Below are 25,589 nucleotides of genomic sequence, written 5' to 3'. Positions count from 1 at the left end.
TGAATCGCGAGGCCGATCCACTGATTCAACGTGAAGATCGCTGCCAGCACGATCAACCACAGACATGCAAAGCCGCAGTAAAGAACTGCCCTTCTGTATGCCTGATTTCCTGGAGTTAGTTCCGCGGCGTCAACACAATCAATTTGCGAGCGGGAGTTTCCTGTAGATTGCAAGATCTTTTGCATGAGACCCAACGTTCATTGCAATTTAGTTAGGGGAGCCGCTAGACGGAGAAAGCCCCGCTGGTCTGTGTTGAGCCCAACCCTTTAAGAAAGCCGGAAATCTGGACGGGACCCGGAGATCGTAAATATCCTGCGCAATCATCATCGATTGCGACTGGAGAATTGGGACTTACGCTGCAGTAGTGCAGAGCATTCGCTGTCCGTTTCAACCGAACGAAGGAAAATAGTTTTTTGGCAGATGGAAGAGAGCGATTGATTTGCAAAGCTTTGCGGAATCGGAGAGCGAGATCTGGCACTTGTTTCAGGCAAATGCCGTCCGTTTTGAGGCGTCTATACTGGTTCCCATCCGGAAGAACCTGTTGCCCTGTACGATGCGTTCGCACTATCCGGAGCGTTCTTCACTTCAATCTAGTTGTCTTTGGAGAAACGATGATCCGTTCCAGGCTGCTAGCCTTCGCCTTGACGCCTTCCCTGATTCCCGGCCTGATCCTGTCACCCATGATGGCCATAGCTCAGCAACCCGGCGAAGCATCTCGCGCAATGTCTCCGCTGGATGGATATTCGCGGACCACGTCCGACGCAGAGCGTTCGTGGGAAGAGAAATTTCAAGCACTTCCGCAACCGGATAACGTTCGCGAAAACATGCGCCGCCTCTCGGCTCGCCCGCACCACGTCGGTTCTCCCTATGACAAAGACAACGCTGAGTGGATGCTTTCAAAATTCAAAGAGTGGGGATTTGACGCGCAGATTGAGAACTTCTATGTGCTCTTTCCAACACCTAAGGAGCGCCTTGTTGAGCTGATTGAGCCAACCAAGTTTACTGCTTCGCTCAAAGAGCCACCCATCCCTGAGGATCCAACCTCCAACCAGACCTCCGAGCAGCTCCCCACCTACAACGCATATTCAGCCGACGGCGATGTAACCGGTCCTCTGGTCTACGTGAATTACGGCACGCGCGAGGACTACGAAGAACTCGATCGCCTCGGCATTTCCGTTAAGGGAGCGGTGGTCATCGCCCGTTATGGCGCAGCATGGCGCGGAATCAAGCCCAAGGTTGCCGCAGAGCATGGAGCAGTCGGCTGCATCATCTATTCCGATCCCGCAAACGACGGTTATGGTGTAGCCGATTCCTACCCAAAGGGCGCAGGCCGGCCCAAAGACGGTGTACAGCGTGGCGGAGTGAACGACACGGACTTTCCTGGCGATCCTTTGACTCCGGGTGTGGGTGCGACGAAGGACGCTAAACGTCTCGATATCAAAGACACTCCCATCATCACCAAAATTCCAGTCATCCCGATCTCGTACGCCGATGCAACGCCGCTGCTGCAGGCCATCACCGGCCGCGTTGCTCCCGCGAACTGGCGTGGCGGACTGCCGATCACCTACCACATTGGTCCCGGCACAGCTAAGGTCCACATGAAGATGTATTCCAACTGGGACATCAAGACGCTCTATGACGTCATCGCGAAAATCCCTGGTAGCACCGAGCCAGATGAGTGGGTGATTCGCGGCAATCATCACGACGCCTGGGTCAACGGAGCTTCCGATCCGGTATCGGGCGCCGCAGCGGAACTCGAAGAGGCTCGTTCACTCGGTGAGCTTCTTAAGCAAGGCTGGAAGCCGCGTCGGACGATTGTGTATTGCGTCTGGGACGGCGAAGAGCCCGGCCTGCTCGGATCGACAGAGTGGGTGGAAACCCACGCCGATGAGCTAAGGCAAAAAGGCGTGATGTATCTCAACAGCGACTCCAATGGCCGCGGTTACGCCTTCCTTGAGGGCTCGCACGGCCTTGAGCATTTCATCAATGGCGTCGCCTCCAATGTCAAAGATCCGGAGAAGGGAATTTCGATTCTCGAACGCCGTCGGCTCCTTGAAATCTCCCGGGCCCACGGTGCTGAACGAGCAGAGGCCCGAAACCGGCCCGACCTGCGCCTTGGCGCTCTCGGCGACGGATCGGACTACGTTTCATTCCAGGACTTTGTCGGTATCCCGTCGCTCGATCTAGGCTTTGGTGGCGAAGACCGTGGCAGCCAGTACCACTCCATCTATGACGACTTCTACTGGTACACCCATTTCGGAGACACCAATTTCGTTTATGGCCGGGCACTGGCGCAGTTCGCCGGCACAGCCATGATGCGCATGGCCGATGCCGAGCTGCTGCCATACAACTTCGCCAACACCGCAGATACCGTCGGCACTTACGTCGATCAGGTGAAGTCACTTCTGAAGAGTGAGCAGGATGAGATCTCAGAGAAGGACAAGGAAATCGATGAAGGCGTCTTCACAGCCATCAGCGACCCGAAGAATCCAATTGCCGCTCCGAAGCATGAGGACTTGCCACCTTTCCTGAACTTTGCTCCGCTGGAGAACGGTTCAGCAGCCCTGACCGCGAGTGCCAAGGCGTACGAAGCTGCGTTCAAGGCTGCCGAAGCGCATGGAGGCGAATCCCTTGATTTACCGTCCATCGACAAGGTCAACCAGATCCTGATGCAGACCGAGCGCGGTTACTTCGATCCCAAGGGTCTGCCGGGACGCAGCTACTTTAAACACCAGCTCTATGCGCCGGGCGCTTATACAGGGTATGGAGTGAAAACATTGCCTGCTATTCGCGAAGCCATCGAGCAGCGCAAATGGTCGATCGCCGATGCTTCCACCCTCTCGGTCGGAAAGGTGCTCGACAACGAAAGCAAGATCATTGATTCCGCAACCGACGCGCTGAAAGCGGAGGCTGCAACTGGCGGCAATTAGCCTTAGATGTATATCTGGCGGGTTTTGCGAAGCCTGGCAAGTTGGAAAGCCCATCGAGCAGACGCTCGGTGGGCTTCACTCTCTTGGCAGAAAACCGCGACAGTTCTTTGCACGCCAGTTGCATTCAATTAACCCATAAAGCTGCAAAATAAAGAGGGGCTGGTTGAAGCGTGAGTCGATCTCCGGTCCGCTCACTCCGTGGGCTCAATTGAATCAAAATTAAGTGCACAAATATGCAGCAAAAGCTGCGCTAATCGCGCCATGTTGCACTATCTATGGTGTTCATATCCGATTGATATACAGAGGTTTAGAGGGGAATTTTGGAGGGAAAATATACACCCCCTCCCCTTCAATGCATTCTTAGCCTCATTCGGAGGACGAAACAGGATCGCTGTTCAGATAAGAAACGGGTTTCGGAGCTTCTCTTCACCAATCGTCGTAAGCGGTCCGTGCCCTGGCAGCACGCAGGTATCTTCGGGTAACACCAGCAACTTGTGATGGATGGATCTCAGAATCTGCTCGCCGTTGCCACCGGGAAGATCCGTTCGGCCAATGCTTCCGGCGAATAGAGTGTCTCCGGCAACCAGCAATTCCAGAGGTTTGAAATAGAGGCAAACGCTGCCTTGCGTGTGACCAGGCGTATGCAGAACTTGGGCTTTGTAGTCGTCCAGCCCAACCTTCATGCCATCTTTGAGAATTTCGTCTGGAGTGGTGACCTCGGGCGTTTCCACTCCAAGCCAGTCTGCTTGTTGATCCATCATCTCCAGTTGTGGCAGATCGTTTTCATTCAGCAGGATCGGAGCACCGGTCAGCTGTTTCAATTTCAGCGCGCCACCCACATGGTCGATGTGAGCGTGCGTTATGAGGATTTGCTTGAGTTTCAATCCGAGCTCATTCAGCCGGCGATAAATGCGTGCAATGTCGTCTCCCGGATCAATGACGATCGCTTCTTTGCTCACCGGGTCGCCAAGAATGGTGCAGTTACACTGTAGCGGTCCAACTGGGAAGGTCTCAAGAACCACTCTGTCGGTTTTCATCTCTCGATTCTACGGGAGCGTCAGACAAACTCTGTTCCATAGCAACAAGAAAGGGCAGGCTATGTAGCCTGCCCTTTCTAAACTCGATGGCATCGGCACCCGATGCTCGGAATTACTTGCCTGGCTTTGCAGGAGCGGAAACAGGAGTTCCAGCCTTGAGGCCGGAGAGCACCGAAGATCCCTCACCAGACGAGCGCAGATATAGCACAGTGAGTGACATCGAGGTGACCATGAATATGGCTGCCGCCCAGCCGGTCAGCTTCGTCATGAGGCTCGCTGCTGCGCGGGGACCGAAAGCGGTCTGCGAACCCTGACCACCGAAGAAGCCGCCCAGATCGGCGCTCTTGCCCTGTTGCAGGAGAATAACTCCGATTAGAAAGAAGCACACGATCATGTGCACGGTGATGATGGCGTAAAGCAGAAAGTGCATCGGAACACTACTTTCGTGGGTCTCACGGCGCGCTGGCTGGTTGTTCAGAACCGAGCCTGAATATGCCGCGGAAGAATCTTGGTGCGGAGGAGGGGACTTGAACCCCTATGCCTTGCGGCGCAAGCACCTCAAGCTTGTGCGTCTGCCAATTTCGCCACCTCCGCACGAGGCAACCAGACAAGTATAGCAAAGGTGAGGCTTCGTCCCAAGCTCGCGCGGGCCAGCAAGTCGGGTGACGAACATCACGGAGACTCCGCTCGTCTCGCTGTTCAATGGTAACAACACAGCGATTCAAAGGTAATCCAAAGTAACGCGGCTCTGGGGCGCGCTTGGCATCCCCCGTCGGTTGGAATCCTCGATCCTGTGAGTCCTGATTGTTGGGGCAACTCACTGATGGGAAAGATGATCATGCGTGCAGCGATGGTTTCGAATGAAGGAGCTTCGGGGGAAACAAAGACCCAGGAGCATGTGTACCAGCAGTATCTGCCACTTGTGCAGTCGCTTGCGCGGCGCATTCATCGCCGGGTGCCCCAGAATGTCGAGTTCGATGATCTCGTCTCGGCGGGCATGCTGGGATTACTGGAGGCATCTGCAAAGTTCGATCCGGTCAAGAATGTCGATTTCAGCAGCTATGCGTACCGGCGCATTCAGGGGGCCATCGTAGATAGCCTCCGCGATCTGGATTGGGCGCCTCGTGGACTTCGCCGCCGGTCTCGTGAGATTCAGGAAGCGATTAGGGCTCTTTCCGCCCGGTTGCGACGCAATCCTTCTGAGGATGAGATAGCCACGGAGCTCCAGATTCCTCTATCTGAATATCAATATTTGTTAGGGCAGCTGGCGTCGCTCGAGATTGGCTCTTTGCACCGGAAGGCTCAGGATGACTCCGGGGACGAGGAATTTGTCTATGTATCCGGGCCGGAAGAGGACAGCCCACTTCTCGCGTGTCTGCGCGGCGAACAGGAAATACGGCTTAGCCATGCCATTGAACAGCTTCCCGATATTGAAAAACGGGTAGTTCATCTGTACTTCAATGAGGGGAAAGCCCGCACGGAAATCGCGCAGCTCCTCGGTTTAAGTACCGTTGAGGTTGGCCGTATTCGCGCATCAGCGATTCTTTCTCTTCGCGCGGCCATGAAAGGGATATCTCCAAAAGCTCGCAAAGCTCTCATTCCATTTCGCCGTTCGATCGTCAAGCAGTCCGCTTACCGGCAGCCTGCTCAAAAAGCCGCTTAGTTTTTATCCCACCGGGCGACAGACAAATCCTCCGCATCGTCGCCCGGATTTTTTTGACGTCAGGCGGATGCCGCTTGAGAAAATCATTTCGATGACTTCTCAAGGCAGAATAAACACGCTATTCCCACTGATCGCTCTGGCATTTCTGTTGCCCTCACTGCTCCTCAATGCCCAAACGGCGAAGCCACGCGAAATTGGCTCGTCTCCCACGTACATTCAGATGGCAACGGACGGAGTAAAAACGCTCCAGCATTGGTATTCAAACGATACAGGTATGTATGCACAACCCACCGACTGGTGGAATGCAGCCAACGCCATGACAGTGCTGGTTGATTACTCGCGCGTGAGCCATACCCGTGAATATCTTTCTGTCGTCAGCAATACATTTGACCGGGCAAACGGCGCCTATCGTACCCACGACTTTCTCAATGCCTCATACGACGACGAGGGGTGGTGGGCACTGGCCTGGGTCGATACCTACGACATAACTGGCGATCAAAAATACCTGAAGATGGCCGAAACGATCTTCACCAACATCGCCGATCAGTGGGATCAGACTTGCAACGGTGGTGTCTGGTGGGATGAGAAACACACATATAAAAACGCCATCACCAACGAGCTTTTCCTTTCGCTCTCGGCGGCGCTTGCAAACCGTGTTCAGAATGCAGCAGAGAAGCACAAGTATCTTGATTGGGCCCAGCGGGAATGGCAATGGTTCAAGGCGTCCGGAATGATTAACGGACAGCATCTCGTCAACGATGGCCTCAATTCAAAGAATCCACATGCATGCGTCAACAATGGCGAAAATACCTGGACCTATAACCAGGGCGTAATTCTCGGCGGTCTTGTTGAATTGAATAAGGCAGTTTCCAATGCCAGCCTGATCGCCGAAGCGAACGCCATCGCGCATGCGTCAATCGCTGGACTGTCGAACTCCGACGGCATTCTTCAGGAAAAGACCGTTTCCGGCAAAGACACGCCACAATTCAAAGGCGTATTTCTACGTAATCTGGCTGCTCTCTATAAAGCCGCGCCGGATGAGAAATATAAGCATTTTGCCGATGCCAACGCACAAAGCATCTGGAAGCATGATCAGGGAGCCAACCATAAGTTTGGCGCTCTATGGCAGGGTCCGTTTGACTCAGGAGACGGGACACGACAGACAGCTGCTTTGGATGCTTTGGTTGCCGCGGCCTCGATGAAATAAGAGGCTAGTAGCTTTACTGCTGGCCCTCGAAAAGGGGCGTTATCACTGCAACGTGAGCGCTCCATCTTCGGGTATACCCGAGCCGCTCATATACGCGGATAGCCGAATCATTTTTCGAGTAGACATGCAGAATCGGCGTGTCACCCCTGCGTTGAATCAACGCTGTTACATAAGCGACAAGCGCCTGCGCATAACCGTGTCCGCGAAAGTCAGGATGCGTGCAAACTCCGCTCACTTCGACAAAGCCGGGCATGGAAAGCCTCTGACCGGCCATCGCTGCAAGCCTTCCATTTTGGCGAACGCCAAAGAATGCGCCGAGCTCAATCGTTCTTTCGCGAAATGGTCCCGGATCGGTTAGCTGCGTGAGTGATAGCATCTCCGGCACGTCATTTGGGCCAAGCGGTACAATTTCAAAACCCGTAAGAGGGACGGGCAGGGTTTTGCGACAGATCATCTGATCTCCACGACCATGCTTGAGCAACTTCCAGCCTTCCGGAAGGCGAGGCTCATCGGCAAGAAACAGAACTCCGTATTCGCCGGATTTGAGAAGCGACCTCAGCTCCGCATAGGCTTCAGTGCTCTGTTCTTTTAATCCTGCCAGCGGACCAATCTTTGCTTGAAAACGCCGGGCTAGCTCACCGCCCTCGGAAAAATATGCAAGATGTGTGCGAAGGGAATTCCAGATGGGATTGTCGAGCAACTTTTCAGAGAGATCCATGTAGTAGATCGATGAATCGGAATCGCAGACGAATCAGAATTTCTTTGCCTATTCGAGTCGGGGTATCAAACGCCGCATCCAGTCCGCGAGCTCCTTTTGTGATAGATCGCCGGCACGATGAGCGACATAGACATTTTGCCGGTCCTCTTCGGGGCGATTCTGGCTTAGCTTGAACTTGCCTTCGATCCGCTCAATTTCAATGTGAAAGCCGACGATGCCGCGTAGCATCCCCGTGCGATAGCTTTCTGGAAGTTCGCTCCATTGGGCCGCGTAGGCTGGTTCATGTATAGCAATCAATCGCTTGAGAAGAGCGTCTTTCGTTGCAAAATCGTCGGGTAAGTCTGTGTCTGTATCCCCGACTATCCGGAGCTTGCCGTAGGCATGCACTGCTATGTAGTTCCAGGTAGGGACCGATTTTCGTTCAACGTACAACGAGGGCGAGACATAGCTATGTGGGCCTGAGAAAACCACAAGCGTCTCGCGGCCAACAAGCCCTTTCCAGTGCGAGTTTGCCTTTGCGAAATGCCCTTCGAGTACGCCGTGAACCCCCTCATCGAGCACAACGAGCGGAAGATGGGTTGCGGTTGGTTGTCCATTCTCATCCGGCCCGAAGAGCGTGGCGAAGGGCCACGTTTTCATGGCTTCGATCAGTATGCCGCGGTTCGTGACCTCGTTAAACTTCGGGATATACATAGCCTGTTCTTAGAGTTATATCAACTTCCGATAAGACCGAGTCCAGCCTGCAGCCCGTGAGTGGCAGATACCTCATAATGTTTGGCTTTTTCATCCCACCGCAGCAGATATTTACGTCGAATATCCGGCACAATTGCGTTTTCATAATCTTCGCCTGCCACGGCGCGAATGTGGTTCAGAGAGTCGAAAAGCACAATCGTAATGAACTCGACTTCGTCTCCTACTGGGCGACGCAAAAGATAACTGCCACGATACCCTGGGACAGCACTAATTCCTGGTAATAGTTCCGGCTTGAGTTCATTCTCGTACGCATCTGCATGTTCAAGGCTCGTCACGCCATGCCATACCCGAGCAATCATTCTTCACCCCCGCTAGCAGAGTATGCCGGAAGCCTCCCGTCGGTTCAAGTGACTTACATAATTCGTTCGAATCGGAAATATGCCTCGGCCAGTGCGTGACTGATGGCAGTGATATGGGCGGCGCCACGAGTTTCAATCGTCACATCGATCACAGTCTCTCCCAGGCTGACCCCGTAGTAAGCGCGGTTATGGACTGTTTCCACGATGTTTGCCCGCTCGCGCGCCAGCACCTCAGTGAGTTGCAGCAATGCGCCCGGCCGGTCCAGTAGATAAACCCGGATTCTCAGCAATCTTCCATCTTTTACGAGACCGCGGGCAATGATCTTTGCCAGCAACGTTACATCAATGTTTCCACCACAGACTAAAACTGCGGTGCGCCGATTGCGAAGACGCGTCTTATCCTGCAGAAGCGCAGCCAACGCGGCAGCTCCGGCTCCCTCGGCCAGGGTTTTTTCCTGCTCCAGCAGCATCAGAATCGCACTGGCGATCTCTTCATCATCCACTGTCACAATCTCGTCGACATAGCGCGAAACCAGCGGTAGCGTAACGTCTCCCGCTCTGCGCACGGCGATACCGTCCGCGATAGTGGCCTGCGGCGCGAGTGTAATCGGTTCACCTGCTTCGCGCGCGCGCAGCATGGATGGCAGCTTCTCGGGCTCCACTCCGACCACTTGAATTCGCGGAGTCTGCTCTTTCAAAGCACAAGCAATACCGCCGATCAGCCCTCCGCCTCCGATGGGTACAACTACCGCTTCGAGATCTGGAATCTGCTCCAGTAATTCAAGCCCAATGGTTCCCTGGCCGGAGATAACCACTGGATCATCGAAAGGATGGATGAATGTCAATCCCTGTTCTTCGCATCGCTTCAAGGCTTCTTCGCAGGCCTCGTCGTAGTTGGCTCCGTGCAGAATGACTTCCGCACCGAATCCGCGAGTTGAAACCACTTTGACCAGAGGGGTCGCCTGGGGCATCACGATCTGTGCGCGCATTCCGAGCCGGTTCGCGTGAAATGCCACTCCCTGCGCGTGATTACCGGCCGAGGCAGCGATCACGCCGCGAGCCCGCTCTTCCTCGCTCAACGTGAGCAACTTATTCAGTGCGCCCCGCTCTTTGAACGAGCCGGTGCGTTGCAGATTTTCAAGCTTCAGATAAATTGGCAGGCCAATTCGCTCCGTGAGGTGATGGGAGAGCTGACAGGGCGAAAGGTGAATGGCTTCGCCGATACGTTCACGTGCTGCTTCAATCGTGCCAAGTGTGACCGATTCCAAAATTTGCTCCTAACGCAAGAAAACCACCGCCGCATCTGCGGGAGGTGGTCTGTTTCCTTCAATCAGATTTGATTTCTGCTATTTCTGGCAGCGTCTCCCGCGCACGCCCAGCAACAAATTGGGGCCGCTAATTCGAATCGCGCAAATGATGACGTACTGCATAACTTATAGCCAGTAGACCAGAGCCGCGGGAAGTCAGTCAAGCACCGTGCACCGAGCTGCGTTGTCTCCCGGGATTCGATCAGACCTGTTCAGAATATTTTCGCCAAGCCTCTGAATGAATCGACTTCTAGCAGCTTCTGCCCATCGGGCGCAGTTGACAGCTCAGCATGCTCAAGCACCCACGTATCTTTGTGAAAGATGAAGACGGCATGCAAACCAGCGGCGAGAGCAGGGTTGATATCCGACTTTGGGCTGTTTCCGATCATCCATGTGGAGCCTGCTTCGCAACCGTAGCGGTTGATTACCTCGCGATAGGCCGCTGGATTCTTCTCCGCTACAATCTCTACTCCTGTGAAGTGAGGCGCCAAACCTGAGCGTGCAAGTTTATCTGCCTGCTCCGCCTGCGATCCCTTGGTCATAAGTATGAGACGGTGCCGCTCTGCAAGCTTTGGAAGCAGCTCTGACACGCCCGGCAACAACTCTATCTCGTGATCTGCAATGCTCTGTGCAAAGCTGCGAATCTGCCCTTCGTGCTCGGCAGCTATCGGTACCTCTGTCAATCTCTCGAAGCATGTAATCAACGACTGCGCAAAGCTCGTCAGTCCGTAACCGTGAGACAGGATCGTCTCGCGCTCAACCTGGTTGAGGGTCTTTCGAACCTGTTCTGGAGTGTGAGGCAGATGATCCAGATAAGAGATGTAAGCCGCGATTGCGCGCTCAAAGTAAATGTTGTTTTCCCATAGAGTATCGTCGGCATCGATCAGCAGTGTTTGGCCCGTCAGCTTGAGCAGGTTTGCGGATGGAGATGACATACAGTCATCATACCGATTCGCCCGTGGAGTTCGGTTAAGCGCAAGCTTCCTTATGTGATCCCAGACGATGAGCCCATCGGCGAACACTCCCAGCAAAGCCAGGAGTGCCGGGCTGCGCTTCGCGTGTTGCAAGCTGCACTGCGAAATTGCCGATCGTGGATCCTTCAACTTCCCCGCAAATCACTGGTAGCCCAGTGCTCTTTTCGGTTAGTTTTCGCAACAGCGCATTTCTGCTTCCGCCGCCGAGGATCATGATCTGCTCAAATGTGCGTCCAGTCAGCGACTCGAGATTGCGCAATGTGTTGGCGTAGCCATGTGCGAGGCTTGCGAAAATGACGCGTGCAAAGATGGGTTCATGTCCCGCCGAATCGTCAATAGTGTTTGAGCCTGCAAGCCGCAGAGCTTCATTGATGCGCGCAGACATATTGCCTGCCAGCAGCAGTTCAGGCAGATCCACATCAATTAGGCCAGGAATCGGATCGACGTTGCCAGCCTGCGCAATCAATTCCGCGATATCCAGCACGCGTCCTTCGGCAGCCCAATGCTCCATACACTGTTTCAGCATCCACATGCCATTCACATTGCGATGAAAACAATATCCGCCAGATACCGCACCCTGATTGGTAAATCCTGCTTGCTGAGCTTCGGTTGAGCACACAGGTTTTTCAATGACCGTTCCCACCAGCGACCAGGTTCCACTCACGATATAGGCAGTGTGCTCTATCGGTTCATCAATTGAGGCGATAGCTGAAGCCGTATCATGGCAGGCCGGGGCAATCAATTCTGTGCTTGCGAATGCGGGCAGGGAAGTGAGCGCTCCAGAGAGCTTGCCAACAACTGAACCGGATGGAACGATTTCAGGCACCGCAGCGAGAGAAAGTCCAAGCAGCTCGATTGTCCGCTCGCACCAATCGCCGCTTTCCACATTTACGAGACCGGTGTGTGTGGCATTGGTGTATTCCGCAACACGTCTGCCACCGAGCCAGTGCAGCACATATTCCGGCAGCAAAACCCAGGGCGTCTCTCTCTCGTTGCCGGCCAATAGATCCGCTATAAGCTGATAGGCGGTGTTGATACGAAGAGGCTGAGCCCCGGTGCGGCGAAACATCTCTCCAGCGTTGACTCGTGTTTCAGCCTCAGTTTTCGCGCTCACGGTGCGTTCATCGCGATAGCAAAATGGCGCCGATACTGGTTTGCCATCTTCACTCAAACGAACATAGTCTACGGCCCAACCGTCGACGCCGATCGATGCAATTCCTTCCGGAGCAGCGTCTGCCGCTTTGCGTAACCCCTCTTCGACACCGGAAAGAATTCTGTTCAGTGGCCAGTAAAGATGGCCGATATCTTCCACAGGGCCATTAGGCACGCGATGCAGCATCGTGACTTCAGGTTCCTCATTGCGCCATTGCAGCAGAGAAACCCGACAGCTTTCAGCTCCAAGATCGATTGCAACGTGTGCTCGCTTGTCGAAGCTCGTAGCCTCGTTGCTCATCGAAGAAAAGCCTCAGGCAAGCCGCCATCTACGGGAATGAGATGTCCTGAGGTGCAGCGTGTCTTTTCTCCGGCAAGAAAGAGTATCGCTTCGGCGCAATCCACTGGCTCAATCGGTTGATGAGTCAGCGTGCGCTTGGCATAAAACTTCGCCAGCAGATTGCGCAGTTCATCGTCACTCATCGAATCGTCAAATGCGATGTTGTACTTGGTCAGCGAAGCCCGCACGCGGTCGCGCGGAAACATCGTCGATCCCTTCACCACAGTTGCTGGACTGATACCATTTACGCGGACCTTCGGCGCAAGGCTAATTGCAAGCTCTCGCACCAGATGGCTCAACGCTGCCTTGCTTACGTCATACGCTTCGCTGCCGCGCTTGGATACAACCGCATTGGCCGAGCTCGTAAGTACAACCGCGCCGTCCAGATCCTGATCTTTAAAGATTTTCTCTGCTTCATCCGCGAGAAGATAATTTGCCTTCACATTGACATCAAGAGTCGTGGTCCACATTGCGTCTGAAACTACTCCGTCAGGCGAAGAAGGAAAGATCGCTGCTGTGTTAATCAGCAGATCGATGCCGCCGAATGCGGCGATTGTGGCTTCGAGCGCTTTGCGAATCGTGGCACGGTCGCAGATATCAACGCCCGTCCAGCCAGCGAATTCAGGATGCGCAATCTTCTTCAACTCGCCGGCGACTCGTTCGGCTCCGGCAGTATCGCGATCAGCCACCATGACGTGGGCTCCGCGTTCTGCAGCTATGCGCGCAACTTCGCGGCCAATCCCGCTTCCACCGCCAACTACGAGTGCGATCTTGCGGCTAAGCTCTTTTTCCGGAGGCTGCCTGCGAATCTTCGCTTCTTCCAGCAACCAGTACTCGATGCGAAAAGCTTCCAATGGCGGCAGTGCGACATAGTTGCTACATACGGAGAACGCGGAACTGGGCGCTGCCGGTCCAGCCTGCGGCATGTCGTCACCTGACTTGATCTCGGTTGACCCGTAACCAAGGGCGCTTGCCCCCTCCATCACATGAATGGCGTTCGTATAGAACTCGCCGACGATGCGCGCCTCGGTCTTGTTCTTACCAAAGCTGAACATGCCGATGCCGGGAATCAGCACTACGCTAGGGCTTGGATCGCGCATTGCGGGCGAGTCAGCAACGGCGTGCTTCTTGTAGTACTCCGCATATTCAGCGCGATACGTGTGCAACGATTCGGAGATCTGCTGTTTTAACGCGGCGACCCCGTTGTCAGTGCTGTTGGCCTGCGGGTTCCACGGCACAAACATGGGGCGAATCTTAGTGCGGATGAAATGGTCCGGACAGCTTGTGCCAAGATACGCCATATTTTGAGCCAGCTTTGAGTTCACGAAGCCGAGCACATCTTCCGCATCCGAATAGCTGGCAATCGATCGCCGATGTGCGCCCAGACATCCGCGCAGATAGGGCAGAATCGCGGTCGCTACGGCGTGCCTGTCTTCACGTACTTCAACAGTCTGGCCGCCAAACATTGCGCTACCGACTTTAATCGCATGCGTGTTGATGAACTGGCCAAGCTGATCGATGACCGTGATGGTGTTCAGGTAGCATTCGCGCTGCGTCTGACCCCATGTGAAAAGGCCGTGTCCACCGAGAACAATGCCATCGCATCCGGGGTTTTCCACGACGGCCCGCTTCATCATCATTGCAAGTTCAAATCCGGGCCGCTGCCATGGGATCCAGACTAGCTTGTGGTTAAATTCGCGATTAAACTCCGCCATCTTTTCCTTGCCGTTCGCGGCGGCAGCCAGTGCAATGCCCCAGTCGGGATGCAGGTGATCCACGTGCGGGAAGGGAAGGAAACCATGGAGTGGGGTATCGATCGAGGCGGCTACGGGATTGGCGCGAAAGGCGGCCAGCGGGTAAAGAGCTACTACTTCATCTTCAAACTCGACCCCTCGATATTGCGCTTCGAACGCCAGTAGTTTGTTCAGATATAAAGTTGCAAATCCACCGCGCTTGATGCCCCCGAGGTCGCCACCGCTGCCTTTGACCCAAATCACTTCTACTGCTTCGCCGGTCAGAGGATCTGTCTCGCGAATCTTCGAACTTGTATTGCCGCCTGCGAAATTGGTAATCCGCAGATCTGAACCAAGCAGGTTTGACCGATAACGCAGTAGCTCCGGTTCATCGAGAGTGGCGGCTACCGCATCGTCCCAGCGGTCTTCCAGATATTTCAGTGTTGAAGCAACTTCAGCGACAGCCATTTTGATTCCCCCTTGCCTGTTACGCGCAGTCTTGATCTTGTCCAGTGTACTAATCAAGAATAACTGAAAAAGCAATAGGGAAATAATTTCTTATACAAATATTGAACTGACTTGCGTATGAGGCGAGAGCGTCAATTGAAGCTCGTCTCTTCCCGTCAGCAGGCAATGCTCCAGTCAGATAGGCAGGTGGCGCTTTTGAATCGTCTTGACCATGGTATGAATAGGCCCGTATACCTATACGGAATCTATTTCCTTGCAGGAATATGGGTCTTAATCCAAGCCGTGACTCTGCACACGCGAAAACCGAATTAATCAGGAAAGAGGCACGGATGCCGTTTCGAGTCACTCTTTTGCAAGTTGCCTTGGCCAGTACATTGACCGGAACATTGATCGGATTCACTCCGACATCGCAAGCTTCACAGAGACCATCCGGCAGTGATCTCAGTGTCACCGCTCCGGCTCAGCTGGAAGTCGACAATTTGCAGCATCCCCTCGGAATCGACGATCGCGCTCCACAATTCTCTTGGCAGCTTCGCGACGGCCGACGCGGCGCGCGGCAAACCGCATATGAGATTCAGGTTGCTTCCAATGAAGAACTGTTGAAAGCTGGGCATCCGGATATCTGGAACAGCGGAAAGATTCAATCGGATCATTCCATTGGACTCGTCTACAAAGGAGCAGCTCTCACGCCTTCCACGCGCTACTTCTGGCGTACTCTCGCGTGGGACAGCGGTGGCAATCCTTATCCTGCAAGCGAAACAAGCTGGTGGGAGACTGGGCTGTTAAACCCGCAGGCTTTTACCGATACAACAGGCTCAAATTCTGGTTCACCTCAGGTGCAATGGGTCGGCTATCAAAGCTGGTATGAAGCTGCTGTACGACAGGCTGATGCGCAGTGGATAACCACTCCAGATGGCATCGAGCTTGGTGGCATGAAACAGCCAGAGCAGCATATTGCCTATCGTTTGCCTGTAACCATCGAAAAGTCTGTTCGCTCTGCATATCTCTTCGTCACGGGAGAAGACGTAGCGTCAGCATGGATTAATGGTCAGAAAATAGCCATCGGTGCACCGCTGCCGCCATGGAAGCAGCTTCCCTGGAAAAAGTATGTACAGGTCGATGCAACGTCGGCGCTAAAGGAAGGAATCAATGCTCTCGCTGTTGAGATTACGCACTACGTTGTAAACCCCAATGGCATGGCAACAAGTGAAGCTCCTCCGATGAGCGCCACGCTTACAGTCCAATACAACGATGGATCGATTGCGACATTCGCCAGCAAGGTCGGCGGCGATTGCAAGGTGTCGATTCATCCGGTGTCTGGTTGGATGACCTCCACCATGCTCGATTCTTCTTTCAAAGATTCCATCTCCTACGAGCAGGCTGCCGGACCGATGAGTGAGCCACTTGGCAATCCCTGGCCAACGCAATCGATCAAAGCGCTTCGTCGTGTATTCACCATCAATAAACCAGTAGCTTCAGCACGTGTTTACGCTACCGCGCTTGGTGCGTATGAGCTCTTCGTGAATGGGAAGCGCGCTGGAGACGATGTGCTCGCGCCGGGTTGGACTGATTTCCGCGAGCGCCTGAAATATCAGACCTACGATGTAACAACCCAGCTTGCACAGGGCGCAAATGCAATTGGTGCGTTGTTGGCTCCGGGCTGGTATTCGTCGCCGCTTGAGTGGTTCCAGCAGCCTAACGTGTTCGGTACAGCTCCGCCGTCGCTGAACGCGCGGCTCCGCATTCAATACACCGATGGCTCGGTCGATTGGGTTGTCACCGACTCTTCATGGCAAGCATCGGAATCTTCGATCCTCAAGTCCGAGATATATGACGGCGAAACGCAGGATACGCGCCGTATTCAACCTGGATGGAACACTGCAAGCTTCGATGCAGACTCCTGGCATTCCGCAGAGGTGCATACGCCTGAGCTCTCAAAGGTTCAGATAAGCGCACAGGATTTCCAGCCGATACGCATCGAACGCATGCTTTCGGCTAGGGCGATTACCGAGCCAACGCCAGGTACATATATCGTAGATTTCGGTCAGGAGTTCTCGGGTGTGGAACAGCTGCGCATTTCTGGTGCAGCGGGCGACGATGTGAAGGTGCGTACCGGAGAGGTACTGAATGCAGATGGGACTCTGTATACCGAGAATTTGCGCACAGCAAAGTCCACAGATCACTTCATCCTCAATGGCTCAGGCGTGCAGGTGCTTCAGCCTCAATTTACATTTCATGGCTTCCGCTATATCGAGCTCACAGGCTTATCTTCCAAGCCATCAGTGGATCAGATACAAGGCGTCGTCTTTCATACGGATGCGCCGTTTACAGCGGAATTGAAGACTGCCAGCCCTATGCTCAATCAGCTTTGGGGCAACATTCTCTGGGGCCAGCGTTCCAACTTTGTTGGAGTGCCAACAGATTGCCCGCAGCGCGATGAACGCCTCGGCTGGACTGCCGATGCGCAGGTCTTCTGGCGCGCAGCCACATTCAACATGGATCTCACAACTTTCTCCCGCAAATTCTCCGCCGATGTTCGCGGAACACAGTTGGGTAGCGGAGAAGGGCCGACGGCAGGAGACATCTTCGGAATCTTTGCACCAGGGATTGCTACGACCAGTTCACAATCCGGAGCAGGCTGGAGCGATGCCGGAGTCATCATCCCTTGGACATCCTGGATGCAGACTGGAGATACAAAGATTGTCGAGCAAAACTGGGATGCCATGACCCATTATCTCGATGCCATTGAGCGCACGAATCCCGATCATCTCTGGAGTAAAAACGCAGGAATCTCATTCGGTGACTGGCTTTCCCCGGAGGGGCCAACACGGTTCTCATTGATCGCGACAGCGTATTGGGCCTATGACGTTTCGCTCATGCGCGAGATGGCGCATACGCTGGGAAAAGCCGACGCCGAAGCGCATTATGCGCAACTCTTCGAACAGATCAAAGCTGCGTTTCAAAAAGAATTCGTTGCTCCGGATGGCTTCGTTGCCGGAGCAGATACTGGCGCATCTCCGTTTGGTGTCATCAACAATCCAGAGGCCCGAGCCAAGGGCGGTGACACTCAGACTGGCTATGTGCTTGCTTTGCACATGCGCCTTGTGCCTGATTCGCTGCGACCCGCAGTTGCTCAGCATCTCGTGAACAAAATCGAAACGAACCATGGCCTGCTTGGTACGGGCTTCCTCGGCACCCCATATTTACTGGCTGTGCTGACAGAAACAGGGCATCGCGATCTGGCCTATCATCTACTGCTCAACACGCAATATCCCTCGTGGGGCTATCTTGTCGATCACGGTGCCACAACGATGTGGGAGCGCTGGAACGGCGACCAGATGCGTAACGACCCCAGTATGAACTCGTACAACCACTACGCCTACGGAGCCGTCGCTGACTGGATTTACCGCTATGCTGCGGGCGTTGACACGCTGGCTGGTGATCCGGGCTTCCATACCATCTATCTGCATCCGACGTTCGATTCCAAGCTATCGAGTATCGATTTCACCTATGCATCTCCCTACGGCGCAATCCATTCCCGCTGGAAAATCGAGGGCAACACGGCAGATTGGCATTTGATTGTCCCAGCCAATACAACAGGCTGGCTGGCGCTCCCTGAATCCGATGCATCGAGGTACAAAATAAGCGGCGTCTTCATCAGCAAGAGTAATCTGGTGAAGGCTTCGCAACGCGACGGCGAGCGTGGCTATATCGTTCCTGCGGGCACGTACGATTTTGAAGTCACAGGAGTGCAGTGAGGCCGCGGAGAAAGAACCATTTGCATTCAGTACCCCGAGCCTCGTAACCTCATGACGCCAGCAAATATCTGGTTGTTCGACACCGCAACGTGCAAATCCGCTGCGTGAATGGAATCGATACCAACCGGGATATTTGTAAAGACCTACGCAAGACCAATACGTAGCTTATAGGAGAATCCATTCAGCATGCGCAGGCGCGACTTTGTAAAAACTCTAATGGCGGCATCCGTCACCGCTGCTTCTGCTGTTGCCCAAAAGCCCGCTGCTCCACCAGTTCTTCCCCACAAGGCAACACCGGCTCCTGGTCCAGTCCCGTGGGAACGTGGGCTGATGGAACTAAAGCCGCTACCCATTACGCCGCTCACTGCCGACGCGTTTGCGCAGACAGATACTCAATTTTTCAATCCGACCGAGACAGCGACTCTGCGTCGCCTCTGTGAACTGTTTCAGCCAGCATACAAACACCATCCGGGCGCCATTGATGCGGGTACACCGCAGTTTCTCGATTTCCTCACCGGAATTTCTCCTGAAGACCAACAGCAGATCTATCGATCAGGTTTGGCGCGTCTGGAGTCCGATGCTCAGCAACAATTCTCGAAGTCCTTCGCGAGCCTTGATCCCAGTCAGGCTGACAAGATTATTCGTCCCGGCCTGAGTACGTGGATGAATGATCATCCGCCCGCCGAACCATTCGAGCATTTCATCGCAACGGTTCAGGTAGATATCCGCACCGCAACTGAAAATTCGCACGCTTGGGCTGACGCCGCGAAGAAAGCAGGCGAGGGAACTCCGAACTTGGATCTCTACTGGTATCCGGTCGATCCCGATTTGCGGCGACAAGTCTCGTCGGGCGCTCACAGCGATCAAGTATCTTAGTCGCCGATCGATCCGGCGCATCCGCTATCCAACGCAAGGCAAACCTATTTCGAGGAATCATGCCTGAAGAAAAAGTAGACGTTCTCATTATTGGCTCGGGCCACTCAGGAGGCATGGCGGCCAAGATACTTACAGAAAAGGGCATCAACTGCCTGATGCTCAATGCCGGTCCTGTTGCGGACACGCACAAAGATACTGAGGTCAAGCCTGCATACGCTTTACCTTATCGTGGTTTCAAGCAGCCCGGTCAGCTTCCTCATGTCTTCCAATCCAATGAATTCAACGCCAATACCTGGGTAGATGAGAGAGAAGTCCCCTATACCTATGAACCGGGCCAAAGCTATAACTGGGTACGCGTTCGGCTCTTTGGCGGCCGTTCGCTTTTCTGGTCGCGTCAGTCGTTTCGTCTGAGTGATTACGAGTTCAAAGGTAAATCGCATGATGGATATGGCGATGACTGGCCCATCTCTCTCGCCGATGTAGCTCCGTACTATTCGAGAGTGGAAGGCATCTTCCGGGTCAGTGGGCGACCTTATGGAATACCTCAATATCCGGATGGCAATTTCGTTCCCGACAACTCTCCATGGACCGGCTGCATGCAGCGCTTTGTCGATGCAGGCAAAGCCAAGGGAGTGACCGTCTGCAAGGCTCGCAGTTCAATGGGAGTTGACGGTCTTGCCAGTTCCGTCAACCTGCTTCTACCCGATGCCTTCGCTACCGGCAAGCTGCGCGCTATTCCCAACGTCGTTGTGCGATCGCTTACCGCCGATCCAAACACAGGCCTGATCAACCGGGCGCATTTTGTCGATCGCATCTCCCGCCGCGAGATGTCTGTTCAGGCCAGAGTTGTTGTGCTTGCTTGCGGTACTCTCGAAACGACGCGGTTGTTGCTTAACTCCGGAATAGCCAACTCCTCCGGCGTCGTCGGTCACTACCTGATGGACCAGATATACGGCGCTGGCATCACCTGCTCGGTTCCCGAAGCACGCGACGGCAAGTCCACGCCGCAGTTGATGGGTGGTGGCGCGCTCATTCCACGCTTCCGAAATATCAACAGCAAAGCCTCTAACTTCCTGCGCGGTTACGCTGTGAATGTGTTTTCAAGCGGTGGTGGCGTGGATCCGCGCAACTTCGCCGAGTACGGCGATGCGCTGAACAAGAAACTTGAAGGCTACCATGGCAGCGGTTTCTATTGCGGCATCATGGGCGAAGTGCTGGGCCGCCGCGAAAATCACGTCTCCATCGATAAGACTGTCTCGGACGCATGGGACATACCCGTTCTGCATATCGATACCAAGTACACCGACAACGAATTCAACATGGCTCGCGACATGGTCGATACCTGCACAGCGGTTGCAGAAGCGGCAGGATTCGAAATACTCGCCAAAAACTACGATCCCAACCCGCCTGGATACAGCATTCATGAACTGGGCACCTGCCGCATGGGAGATGATCCCAAGACGAGCGTGCTCAACAAGTGGAACCAAAGCCATGATCATAAGAATCTCTGGATCGTGGATGCCAGCAGTTTCGTGAGTTCTGGTTGGCAGAATCCAACGATGACGATTCTCGCTCTATCAATGCGCGCAAGTGAGAAACTGGCCGATGAGATGCGTCAAGGCAACGTATAATTCGCATCGGAATGTAAGCCAACTTTCAACCACGCTAAACGGAGCCCCTAGTGAATTCCTCTCGCAGAACATTTGTCAAAGCCGGCGCGGCGTCGATTGTCTTCGCTTCCGCTATTCGTTCTTACGCCAAATCGTTGGGGCTTCCCCTCGGCATTCAGCTCTACTCGGTCCGTGATCAACTCCCAACGGACTACGATGGCACGCTGAAGGAGCTACACACGCTCGGCTATCGGCAAGTCGAATCGGCTGGATATTACAATCACTCTGCCGCGCAGGTGAAGCAGTCCATTGCCGGCGCGGGTCTTAAGCTGGTGAGTGCACATCACAGCTCTGTCGATCTGCACAAGAATCTCGATCAGATCATTGCGTTCAGCCACGATCTCGGCCTCGAATACATCATCTGCTCTTTTCCTGGCAAAGCGCCCGGCAACGAGCACAAGCATGATTTCGTCATGGATGACTGGAAGTGGAACGCCAATGAGTTCAATAAAATTGGCGAAAAGATTGCAGCAGCCGGCATGAAATTCGGCTACCACAATCACACCGTAGAGTTCACGCAGGTCGATGGCGTGTTGCCGTTTACGGAGCTCATGCGCCTCACCGATCCGGCAAAAGTCACTGTGGAGATGGACTGCGGCTGGGTCATCGTCGGTGGTGGCGATCCTGTCAATCTACTGCAACACTTTGGCAATCGAATCTCGATGCTTCACGTCAAGGATTTCAAGCTGCCGGCAGGTTTCGTTCGCGGAGGCGGTCACCCGGCAACAACCGAGCCAAAGCCGGTGGAGCTTGGCCACGGCGATGTGGATTACAGGCCCATCATTGGCGCCGCTGCGGCAACAGGCCACATCCGGCATTGCTTTGTGGAACAGGAAGCATTTACCGTGCCGTGGAAGGAATCTCTCAAGATCGATGCCGAGTATATGCACCATGTAGGAGCTGCGATCTAAAATCGTTCGAAATCTTTGCCGAATAAATCCTGGGAGCCTCGTTTTCGAGGCTCCTTTTCTATTTTTCCCCTGTTTCTGTCAGCCCCAATTGCCTGTCAGCGCAGCGCTGATCAAAGATTTTGCCTCACTTATTATTATTCCGTGTAACATTGGCTCCTATCACTTCACCACTATCCGTGCAGTCCGCCATTCGTAAGGAGAAATTATGGCAAACTTTTGCACCAAGTGTGGAGCTACGCTCAATCCAGATACACGTTTCTGTACCCGTTGTGGCGCGCCGGTCGAGAGCCAGCCTATCGCGGCAACCGGTCCCGTTTATACAAGCTCAATGCAGCCCGGTACTGTGATGCCCGCGCCTGTGCCGCAATCTTCCGGCCCAAGTGCGGTCAAGATTATCCTGATCGTCGTCGCGGTATGCGTCGGATTGGGAATCATCGGCGCAGGCATCTTCGCTTTTACGGTATGGCGGGTTGCTCATACTATCCACGTATCCAGTACCGGGCCTGACGGTAAAGTCACGGTCGATACAGGCAGTGGGTCCATTACCGCAAGCGATGCCCAGACCTTTACCGCATCCGATCTTGGCGTGGATATTTATCCGGGCGCACAGAACGGACACGGCAGCCTGAAAATGGATCTGCCTACCGGCTCAATGATTACCGGGGTCTTCGTAACAAGTGATCCAAAAGATAAGGTGGTCGCGTTTTATAAGGACAAGCTAGGCAGCCAGGCCAGCACATTTGATGCGGGCAACAGCGCCGTGCTGAGTGTGAATAAAGGGGAGCATGAGTCGGTGATGGTCACCGTCAATGCCAATTCAGGCCAGGATGACGGCAAGACGCGCATTTCGATCGTGCATACGAAGAGCACCAAGTAGCGATATGTGCGAACCGCAAAGATCTCGGAAAACCTCTGCGGTTCTCGATCTGGATGGCAGCTGCGTCGCGTCGAAAGTCAGTATCTGGGAATGGCTGGCATATATTGTCCGAACGCCTGGATACCCTTAGGATTCGGGCCAAACAAGTTCGGGCCGGGCTGGCTATCGCTGCAGACAAACACCAGTAGAATAATTCCCCCGACAAAAGGCACAAGCGAAATCAGAAGCCACCAACCGCTTCGACCGGTGTCATGGAGTCGGCGCACAGTTACGGCCAGGCTCGGGATCAAAAGCGCCATCGTATAGAGCCAGTACGGAACAAATATCAGCATCGCCATTGGTGCAGCGTTGCGTCCCATGGCCACAATAGCTAGCATCGCAAAGATACAATACCCGAAGCAAAAAATGCAGTTGAAGAGCGTAAACATCCAGTATTCTTTGCGGCGAGCGCGCCCGTTAAAGTCGGCATACTTCTTCAGAACTTCCAGATACCAGTTCATGTTGCAATCTCCTCTCTTTGCTTGAGGGGGAGTTCTGTTTCAGTGGGTCTTTATCGTTACCGCTTTACGATGCCGACTTACCCAACACGTATTCGTCGAAATTCGGCAAAGGCTTAATAAACGGCGCGAGCAACGCCGCTGCCTGAGCTGTTGTAAGCACGTCCTGAGGGTCAAGTTTCGTGATCTGTGCCGCGGCAGGATTCGGCTCCAGCACATCTTCGCGAACGAGACGTCCGCGGTCATCATAAGGCCAGATCGTCTCTTCGAAATTGGTGTAGAGATACATGCAGTCGGGTTCAGCCTTCATGCCTTTCAGCTTCAACATTTCCAACAACACTTCTGACGAAAGCCCCTTCGGCAGCAGTCCGAGCGCTTTTGACGACAAGATGGATCCGCCCCATACCTGCTGGTGTGCGAGGACAGTCAGTGCGATGAAGTTATCCGCGACCGCAACCTGTAGATTCTCCCCATAGAAAACACTCTGGTTCGTCTCCGCCCAGAACTTATACAGATTCCGTACATTGTCCTTACCGCTGATCGTCGTGTTAAAACCCAGCGCGTGCAGATTGTAGACGGGATTGTCCACCATCATGTCGTCGCCAAGTACGTCATCATAGCGGCCTGACATTTCTAGATAAAGATGGCGCGCGTAAGCCAACAGAAGATAACGATGACGAGGATTGGTGGTGACAGCGAGAAGCTGATCGATCGGCTCCAGAGACTTGGTGATGTCGTATTTCGGCATGACGTTGCTTCTCCTTACTGGGCTGCGTCAATTAGGGTTCTGCCCCCGCGGGGAGCAGCGCTTCAGCCGGTCCAGGACCGGTATATTTGCGCATCATGTTCCAGACAATGATCCCGATTCCAACATTGATACCTACGACTACGATGTACTCCCATGTCGGTGAAACATGCACAGGCATTGAATCTGCGGGCGGCGCTGCAAAGATGATCTTGCGGTGATATACGGCAACAGCCGCTGAAACATAGATGGTGACGATCACGACCCAGTTCAGATAAGGCGCCCATGGCCGCGCGGCTTTCAGTTCTGGAGTTCCATAAAGCTTCTGAATCGTGCGTCGCGGGCCGACGTCGAGATAACGGTATGCCACCAACCAATACAGTAGTCCGTAGTAATAAAACCAGTTCAACGCGAGTGCTGCGACTAGTACGTGCAGCGATATCTCAAAATAGTTGCGTAGCCGCACCCAATAGCCGATCAGATGCCCAAACGATTGGGGGTTTCGATTGAAATAGGTCGCCACCGGTAACGAGGAAGAAAGCAGCGCGATACGCCCACCCCAGTACCAGAGACGGCTTTTGTAATGCAGCGAAATCGGCCCGCATACAAATAAGTCAAGCGAGACCACAATTAGATGAAAGGTGAAAATCTCAATCGCCTGACGGTTGCCAAATAGTGGATTTAGAAGCTCTTGAGGCCGAAAGAACCCCTGGTAGACCTGGCGCACACCCACCCACGCGCCCCAGAACAGGAGGATCGTGTAGGCGATCGTAAGTACGATCGAGCTGGGTGTTATCGGAGATAAATCCATGGGCGATCAAAATAGTGGATATGCGCCCAATAGTCAAACAATTTCTGTAGTTAGTATCAGATTTCTGGAAACGCCTCTAAGTTGTTGCAAGATCTGAAAGCAGAAATGAAACTGCCAGCTAATCGCCATTACATGCACTAGTCGACGATCAGTTCACCCGGCACGATGGGGCGCGTTCGCGGCAATTTTCCCTGCACAGCCGCAGTGCCAACGATGGCCAACGCTACAACATAGATCGCCAGCTTAATAGCACTGGTAGTCTGCGTAATCGGCATCGTCTTCCAAAGCAGCAGCAGCACTGTCTGAGCCAGCGTCACTGTCCAAACGGTGCAATAAAAATAGCGTCGTTCATATCCCTCACCTTTTGTCGAGCGACGCGCGCGCGGCAAGAAGCCTAGCACACCAAGCAGCAGAATGAACCCGCAGACCGGCAGATACGCATAGCTGTAAATCTGAGCCATCATCCAGTGGCCAGTAACCGAGGCTACAATCAACCCGATTAAATTCATCAGCGCAAAGTTGATCGCGGCATTCCACGCGAAGGTATAGCAGACGCACCGATAAAGAAGATTGGGCTTATCTTCATCAAACCGCAGAATGTAGGGCCGAGGCTCAGCGCCCGGCATCTGGCCGAACAGTCCCGCCGTGCCAGTACCAATGAGCACCAGCGCCAGCCAGGTTCCATTTGCCCAACTGAATCCATGCGCGAACAATGAAAACGTCAGCGGGCCTGGAGCGAGGAAAAAGACAAAGATCCAGATTGGCCAATGCGCGAGGCGATAAATACGTGTGTTGCGCTCGCGGATCTTCCGCTCGTGCGCGTACTCCAGTTTTCCCGAATAAGGCATATGGCCGAGTCTCGC

21 protein-coding genes and 1 tRNA gene are annotated in these 25,589 nt (G+C 54.0%); 8 read left to right on the top strand and 14 right to left on the bottom strand.

The genetic code is table 11. The annotated features are described in order from the left end of the window. Window positions 1–611: 611 nt before the first annotated feature. The gene (locus OHL22_RS21425) at window positions 612–2,930 is read left to right on the top strand and encodes a M28 family metallopeptidase (protein WP_263341753.1); all 2,319 of its coding nucleotides are present in this window, start codon (window positions 612–614) and stop codon (window positions 2,928–2,930) included. Window positions 2,931–3,325: 395 nt separating this feature from the next. On the opposite strand, the gene OHL22_RS21420 is transcribed toward OHL22_RS21425, so the two are convergent. The 3 genes from OHL22_RS21420 to OHL22_RS21410 all read right to left on the bottom strand — a co-directional run bounded on the left by OHL22_RS21420 (window position 3,326) and on the right by OHL22_RS21410 (window position 4,561). Beyond that, window positions 3,326–3,967 carry an MBL fold metallo-hydrolase gene (locus OHL22_RS21420; protein ID WP_263341752.1) on the bottom strand — a complete coding sequence of 214 codons (642 nt, stop codon included), beginning with the start codon at window positions 3,965–3,967 and terminating at the stop codon, window positions 3,326–3,328. A 112-nt stretch (window positions 3,968–4,079) separates the two neighbouring features. Beyond that, window positions 4,080–4,397, bottom strand: coding sequence for a preprotein translocase subunit SecG (gene secG, locus OHL22_RS21415; RefSeq protein WP_263341751.1), 318 nt, complete (start codon window positions 4,395–4,397; stop codon window positions 4,080–4,082). Window positions 4,398–4,476: 79 nt separating this feature from the next. Then, window positions 4,477–4,561: transfer RNA gene (locus tag OHL22_RS21410), tRNA-Leu, on the bottom strand. A 244-nt stretch (window positions 4,562–4,805) separates the two neighbouring features. Here OHL22_RS21410 and OHL22_RS21405 point away from each other — a divergent pair. Continuing rightward, window positions 4,806–5,630 (top strand): sigma-70 family RNA polymerase sigma factor, encoded by an 825-nt coding sequence (locus tag OHL22_RS21405; protein WP_263341750.1) that lies wholly within the window; start codon window positions 4,806–4,808, stop codon window positions 5,628–5,630. Window positions 5,631–5,721: 91 nt separating this feature from the next. Continuing rightward, window positions 5,722–6,837, top strand: a complete 1,116-nt coding sequence (locus tag OHL22_RS21400) for a glycoside hydrolase family 76 protein (RefSeq protein WP_263341749.1) — start codon at window positions 5,722–5,724, stop codon at window positions 6,835–6,837. 13 nt (window positions 6,838–6,850) lie between these two features. Here OHL22_RS21400 and OHL22_RS21395 read toward each other — a convergent pair whose 3' ends face one another. From OHL22_RS21395 to OHL22_RS21365, 7 genes are all read right to left on the bottom strand, one after another. Next, complete coding sequence (locus tag OHL22_RS21395; protein WP_263341748.1) at window positions 6,851–7,555, bottom strand: GNAT family N-acetyltransferase; 705 nt, start codon at window positions 7,553–7,555, stop codon at window positions 6,851–6,853. A 48-nt stretch (window positions 7,556–7,603) separates the two neighbouring features. Then, the gene (locus OHL22_RS21390) at window positions 7,604–8,248 is read right to left on the bottom strand and encodes an FMN-binding negative transcriptional regulator (protein ID WP_263341747.1); all 645 of its coding nucleotides are present in this window, start codon (window positions 8,246–8,248) and stop codon (window positions 7,604–7,606) included. A 20-nt stretch (window positions 8,249–8,268) separates the two neighbouring features. Next, window positions 8,269–8,607, bottom strand: a complete 339-nt coding sequence (locus tag OHL22_RS21385) for an antibiotic biosynthesis monooxygenase family protein (protein ID WP_263341746.1) — start codon at window positions 8,605–8,607, stop codon at window positions 8,269–8,271. A 53-nt stretch (window positions 8,608–8,660) separates the two neighbouring features. After that, entirely contained in the window at window positions 8,661–9,875 is a 1,215-nt protein-coding gene (locus OHL22_RS21380; protein WP_263341745.1) for a threonine ammonia-lyase, read from the bottom strand. A gap of 251 nt (window positions 9,876–10,126) precedes the next feature. Beyond that, on the bottom strand, window positions 10,127–10,849 hold the full coding sequence (locus OHL22_RS21375; RefSeq protein WP_263341744.1) for an HAD family hydrolase: 723 nt from the start codon (window positions 10,847–10,849) through the stop codon (window positions 10,127–10,129). A 34-nt stretch (window positions 10,850–10,883) separates the two neighbouring features. Then, entirely contained in the window at window positions 10,884–12,341 is a 1,458-nt protein-coding gene (locus tag OHL22_RS21370) for a rhamnulokinase (protein ID WP_263341743.1), read from the bottom strand. Continuing rightward, on the bottom strand, window positions 12,338–14,581 hold the full coding sequence (locus OHL22_RS21365; protein ID WP_263341741.1) for a bifunctional rhamnulose-1-phosphate aldolase/short-chain dehydrogenase: 2,244 nt from the start codon (window positions 14,579–14,581) through the stop codon (window positions 12,338–12,340). The genes OHL22_RS21370 and OHL22_RS21365 overlap by 4 nt, the downstream gene beginning before the upstream one ends. Window positions 14,582–14,910: 329 nt before the next feature. On the opposite strand from OHL22_RS21365, the gene OHL22_RS21360 reads away from it, so the two are divergent. The 5 genes from OHL22_RS21360 (at window position 14,911) to OHL22_RS21340 (ending at window position 22,673) form a co-directional block, all read left to right on the top strand. Beyond that, window positions 14,911–18,339, top strand: a complete 3,429-nt coding sequence (locus OHL22_RS21360; protein ID WP_263341740.1) for an alpha-L-rhamnosidase — start codon at window positions 14,911–14,913, stop codon at window positions 18,337–18,339. Between the two features lie 186 nt (window positions 18,340–18,525). Further along, complete coding sequence (locus OHL22_RS21355) at window positions 18,526–19,215, top strand: gluconate 2-dehydrogenase subunit 3 family protein (protein WP_263341739.1); 690 nt, start codon at window positions 18,526–18,528, stop codon at window positions 19,213–19,215. A gap of 59 nt (window positions 19,216–19,274) precedes the next feature. Next, window positions 19,275–20,846, top strand: a complete 1,572-nt coding sequence (locus tag OHL22_RS21350) for a GMC oxidoreductase (RefSeq protein WP_263341737.1) — start codon at window positions 19,275–19,277, stop codon at window positions 20,844–20,846. 50 nt (window positions 20,847–20,896) lie between these two features. Continuing rightward, complete coding sequence (locus OHL22_RS21345) at window positions 20,897–21,796, top strand: sugar phosphate isomerase/epimerase family protein (protein ID WP_263341735.1); 900 nt, start codon at window positions 20,897–20,899, stop codon at window positions 21,794–21,796. A 205-nt stretch (window positions 21,797–22,001) separates the two neighbouring features. Continuing rightward, on the top strand, window positions 22,002–22,673 hold the full coding sequence (locus OHL22_RS21340; protein ID WP_263341733.1) for a zinc ribbon domain-containing protein: 672 nt from the start codon (window positions 22,002–22,004) through the stop codon (window positions 22,671–22,673). Between the two features lie 77 nt (window positions 22,674–22,750). On the opposite strand, the gene OHL22_RS21335 is transcribed toward OHL22_RS21340, so the two are convergent. From OHL22_RS21335 to OHL22_RS21320, 4 genes are all read right to left on the bottom strand, one after another. Next, the gene (locus tag OHL22_RS21335; RefSeq protein WP_263341731.1) at window positions 22,751–23,173 is read right to left on the bottom strand and encodes a DUF805 domain-containing protein; all 423 of its coding nucleotides are present in this window, start codon (window positions 23,171–23,173) and stop codon (window positions 22,751–22,753) included. 64 nt (window positions 23,174–23,237) lie between these two features. After that, entirely contained in the window at window positions 23,238–23,918 is a 681-nt protein-coding gene (locus OHL22_RS21330; protein WP_263341730.1) for a hypothetical protein, read from the bottom strand. A 31-nt stretch (window positions 23,919–23,949) separates the two neighbouring features. Further along, window positions 23,950–24,726: a hypothetical protein gene (locus OHL22_RS21325; protein ID WP_263341729.1), complete on the bottom strand. Its 777-nt coding sequence runs from the start codon at window positions 24,724–24,726 to the stop codon at window positions 23,950–23,952. A 137-nt stretch (window positions 24,727–24,863) separates the two neighbouring features. Beyond that, complete coding sequence (locus OHL22_RS21320; RefSeq protein WP_263341728.1) at window positions 24,864–25,574, bottom strand: hypothetical protein; 711 nt, start codon at window positions 25,572–25,574, stop codon at window positions 24,864–24,866. Between the last annotated feature and the right edge of the window lie 15 nt (window positions 25,575–25,589).

The organism is Acidicapsa dinghuensis (genome assembly GCF_025685685.1).
In the GTDB taxonomy this organism is placed as follows: Bacteria; Acidobacteriota; Terriglobia; order Terriglobales; family Acidobacteriaceae; genus Acidicapsa; species Acidicapsa dinghuensis.
The sequence above is the reverse complement of the archived record's forward strand: the minus strand, read 5'-3'. Positions and strand labels throughout refer to the sequence as shown.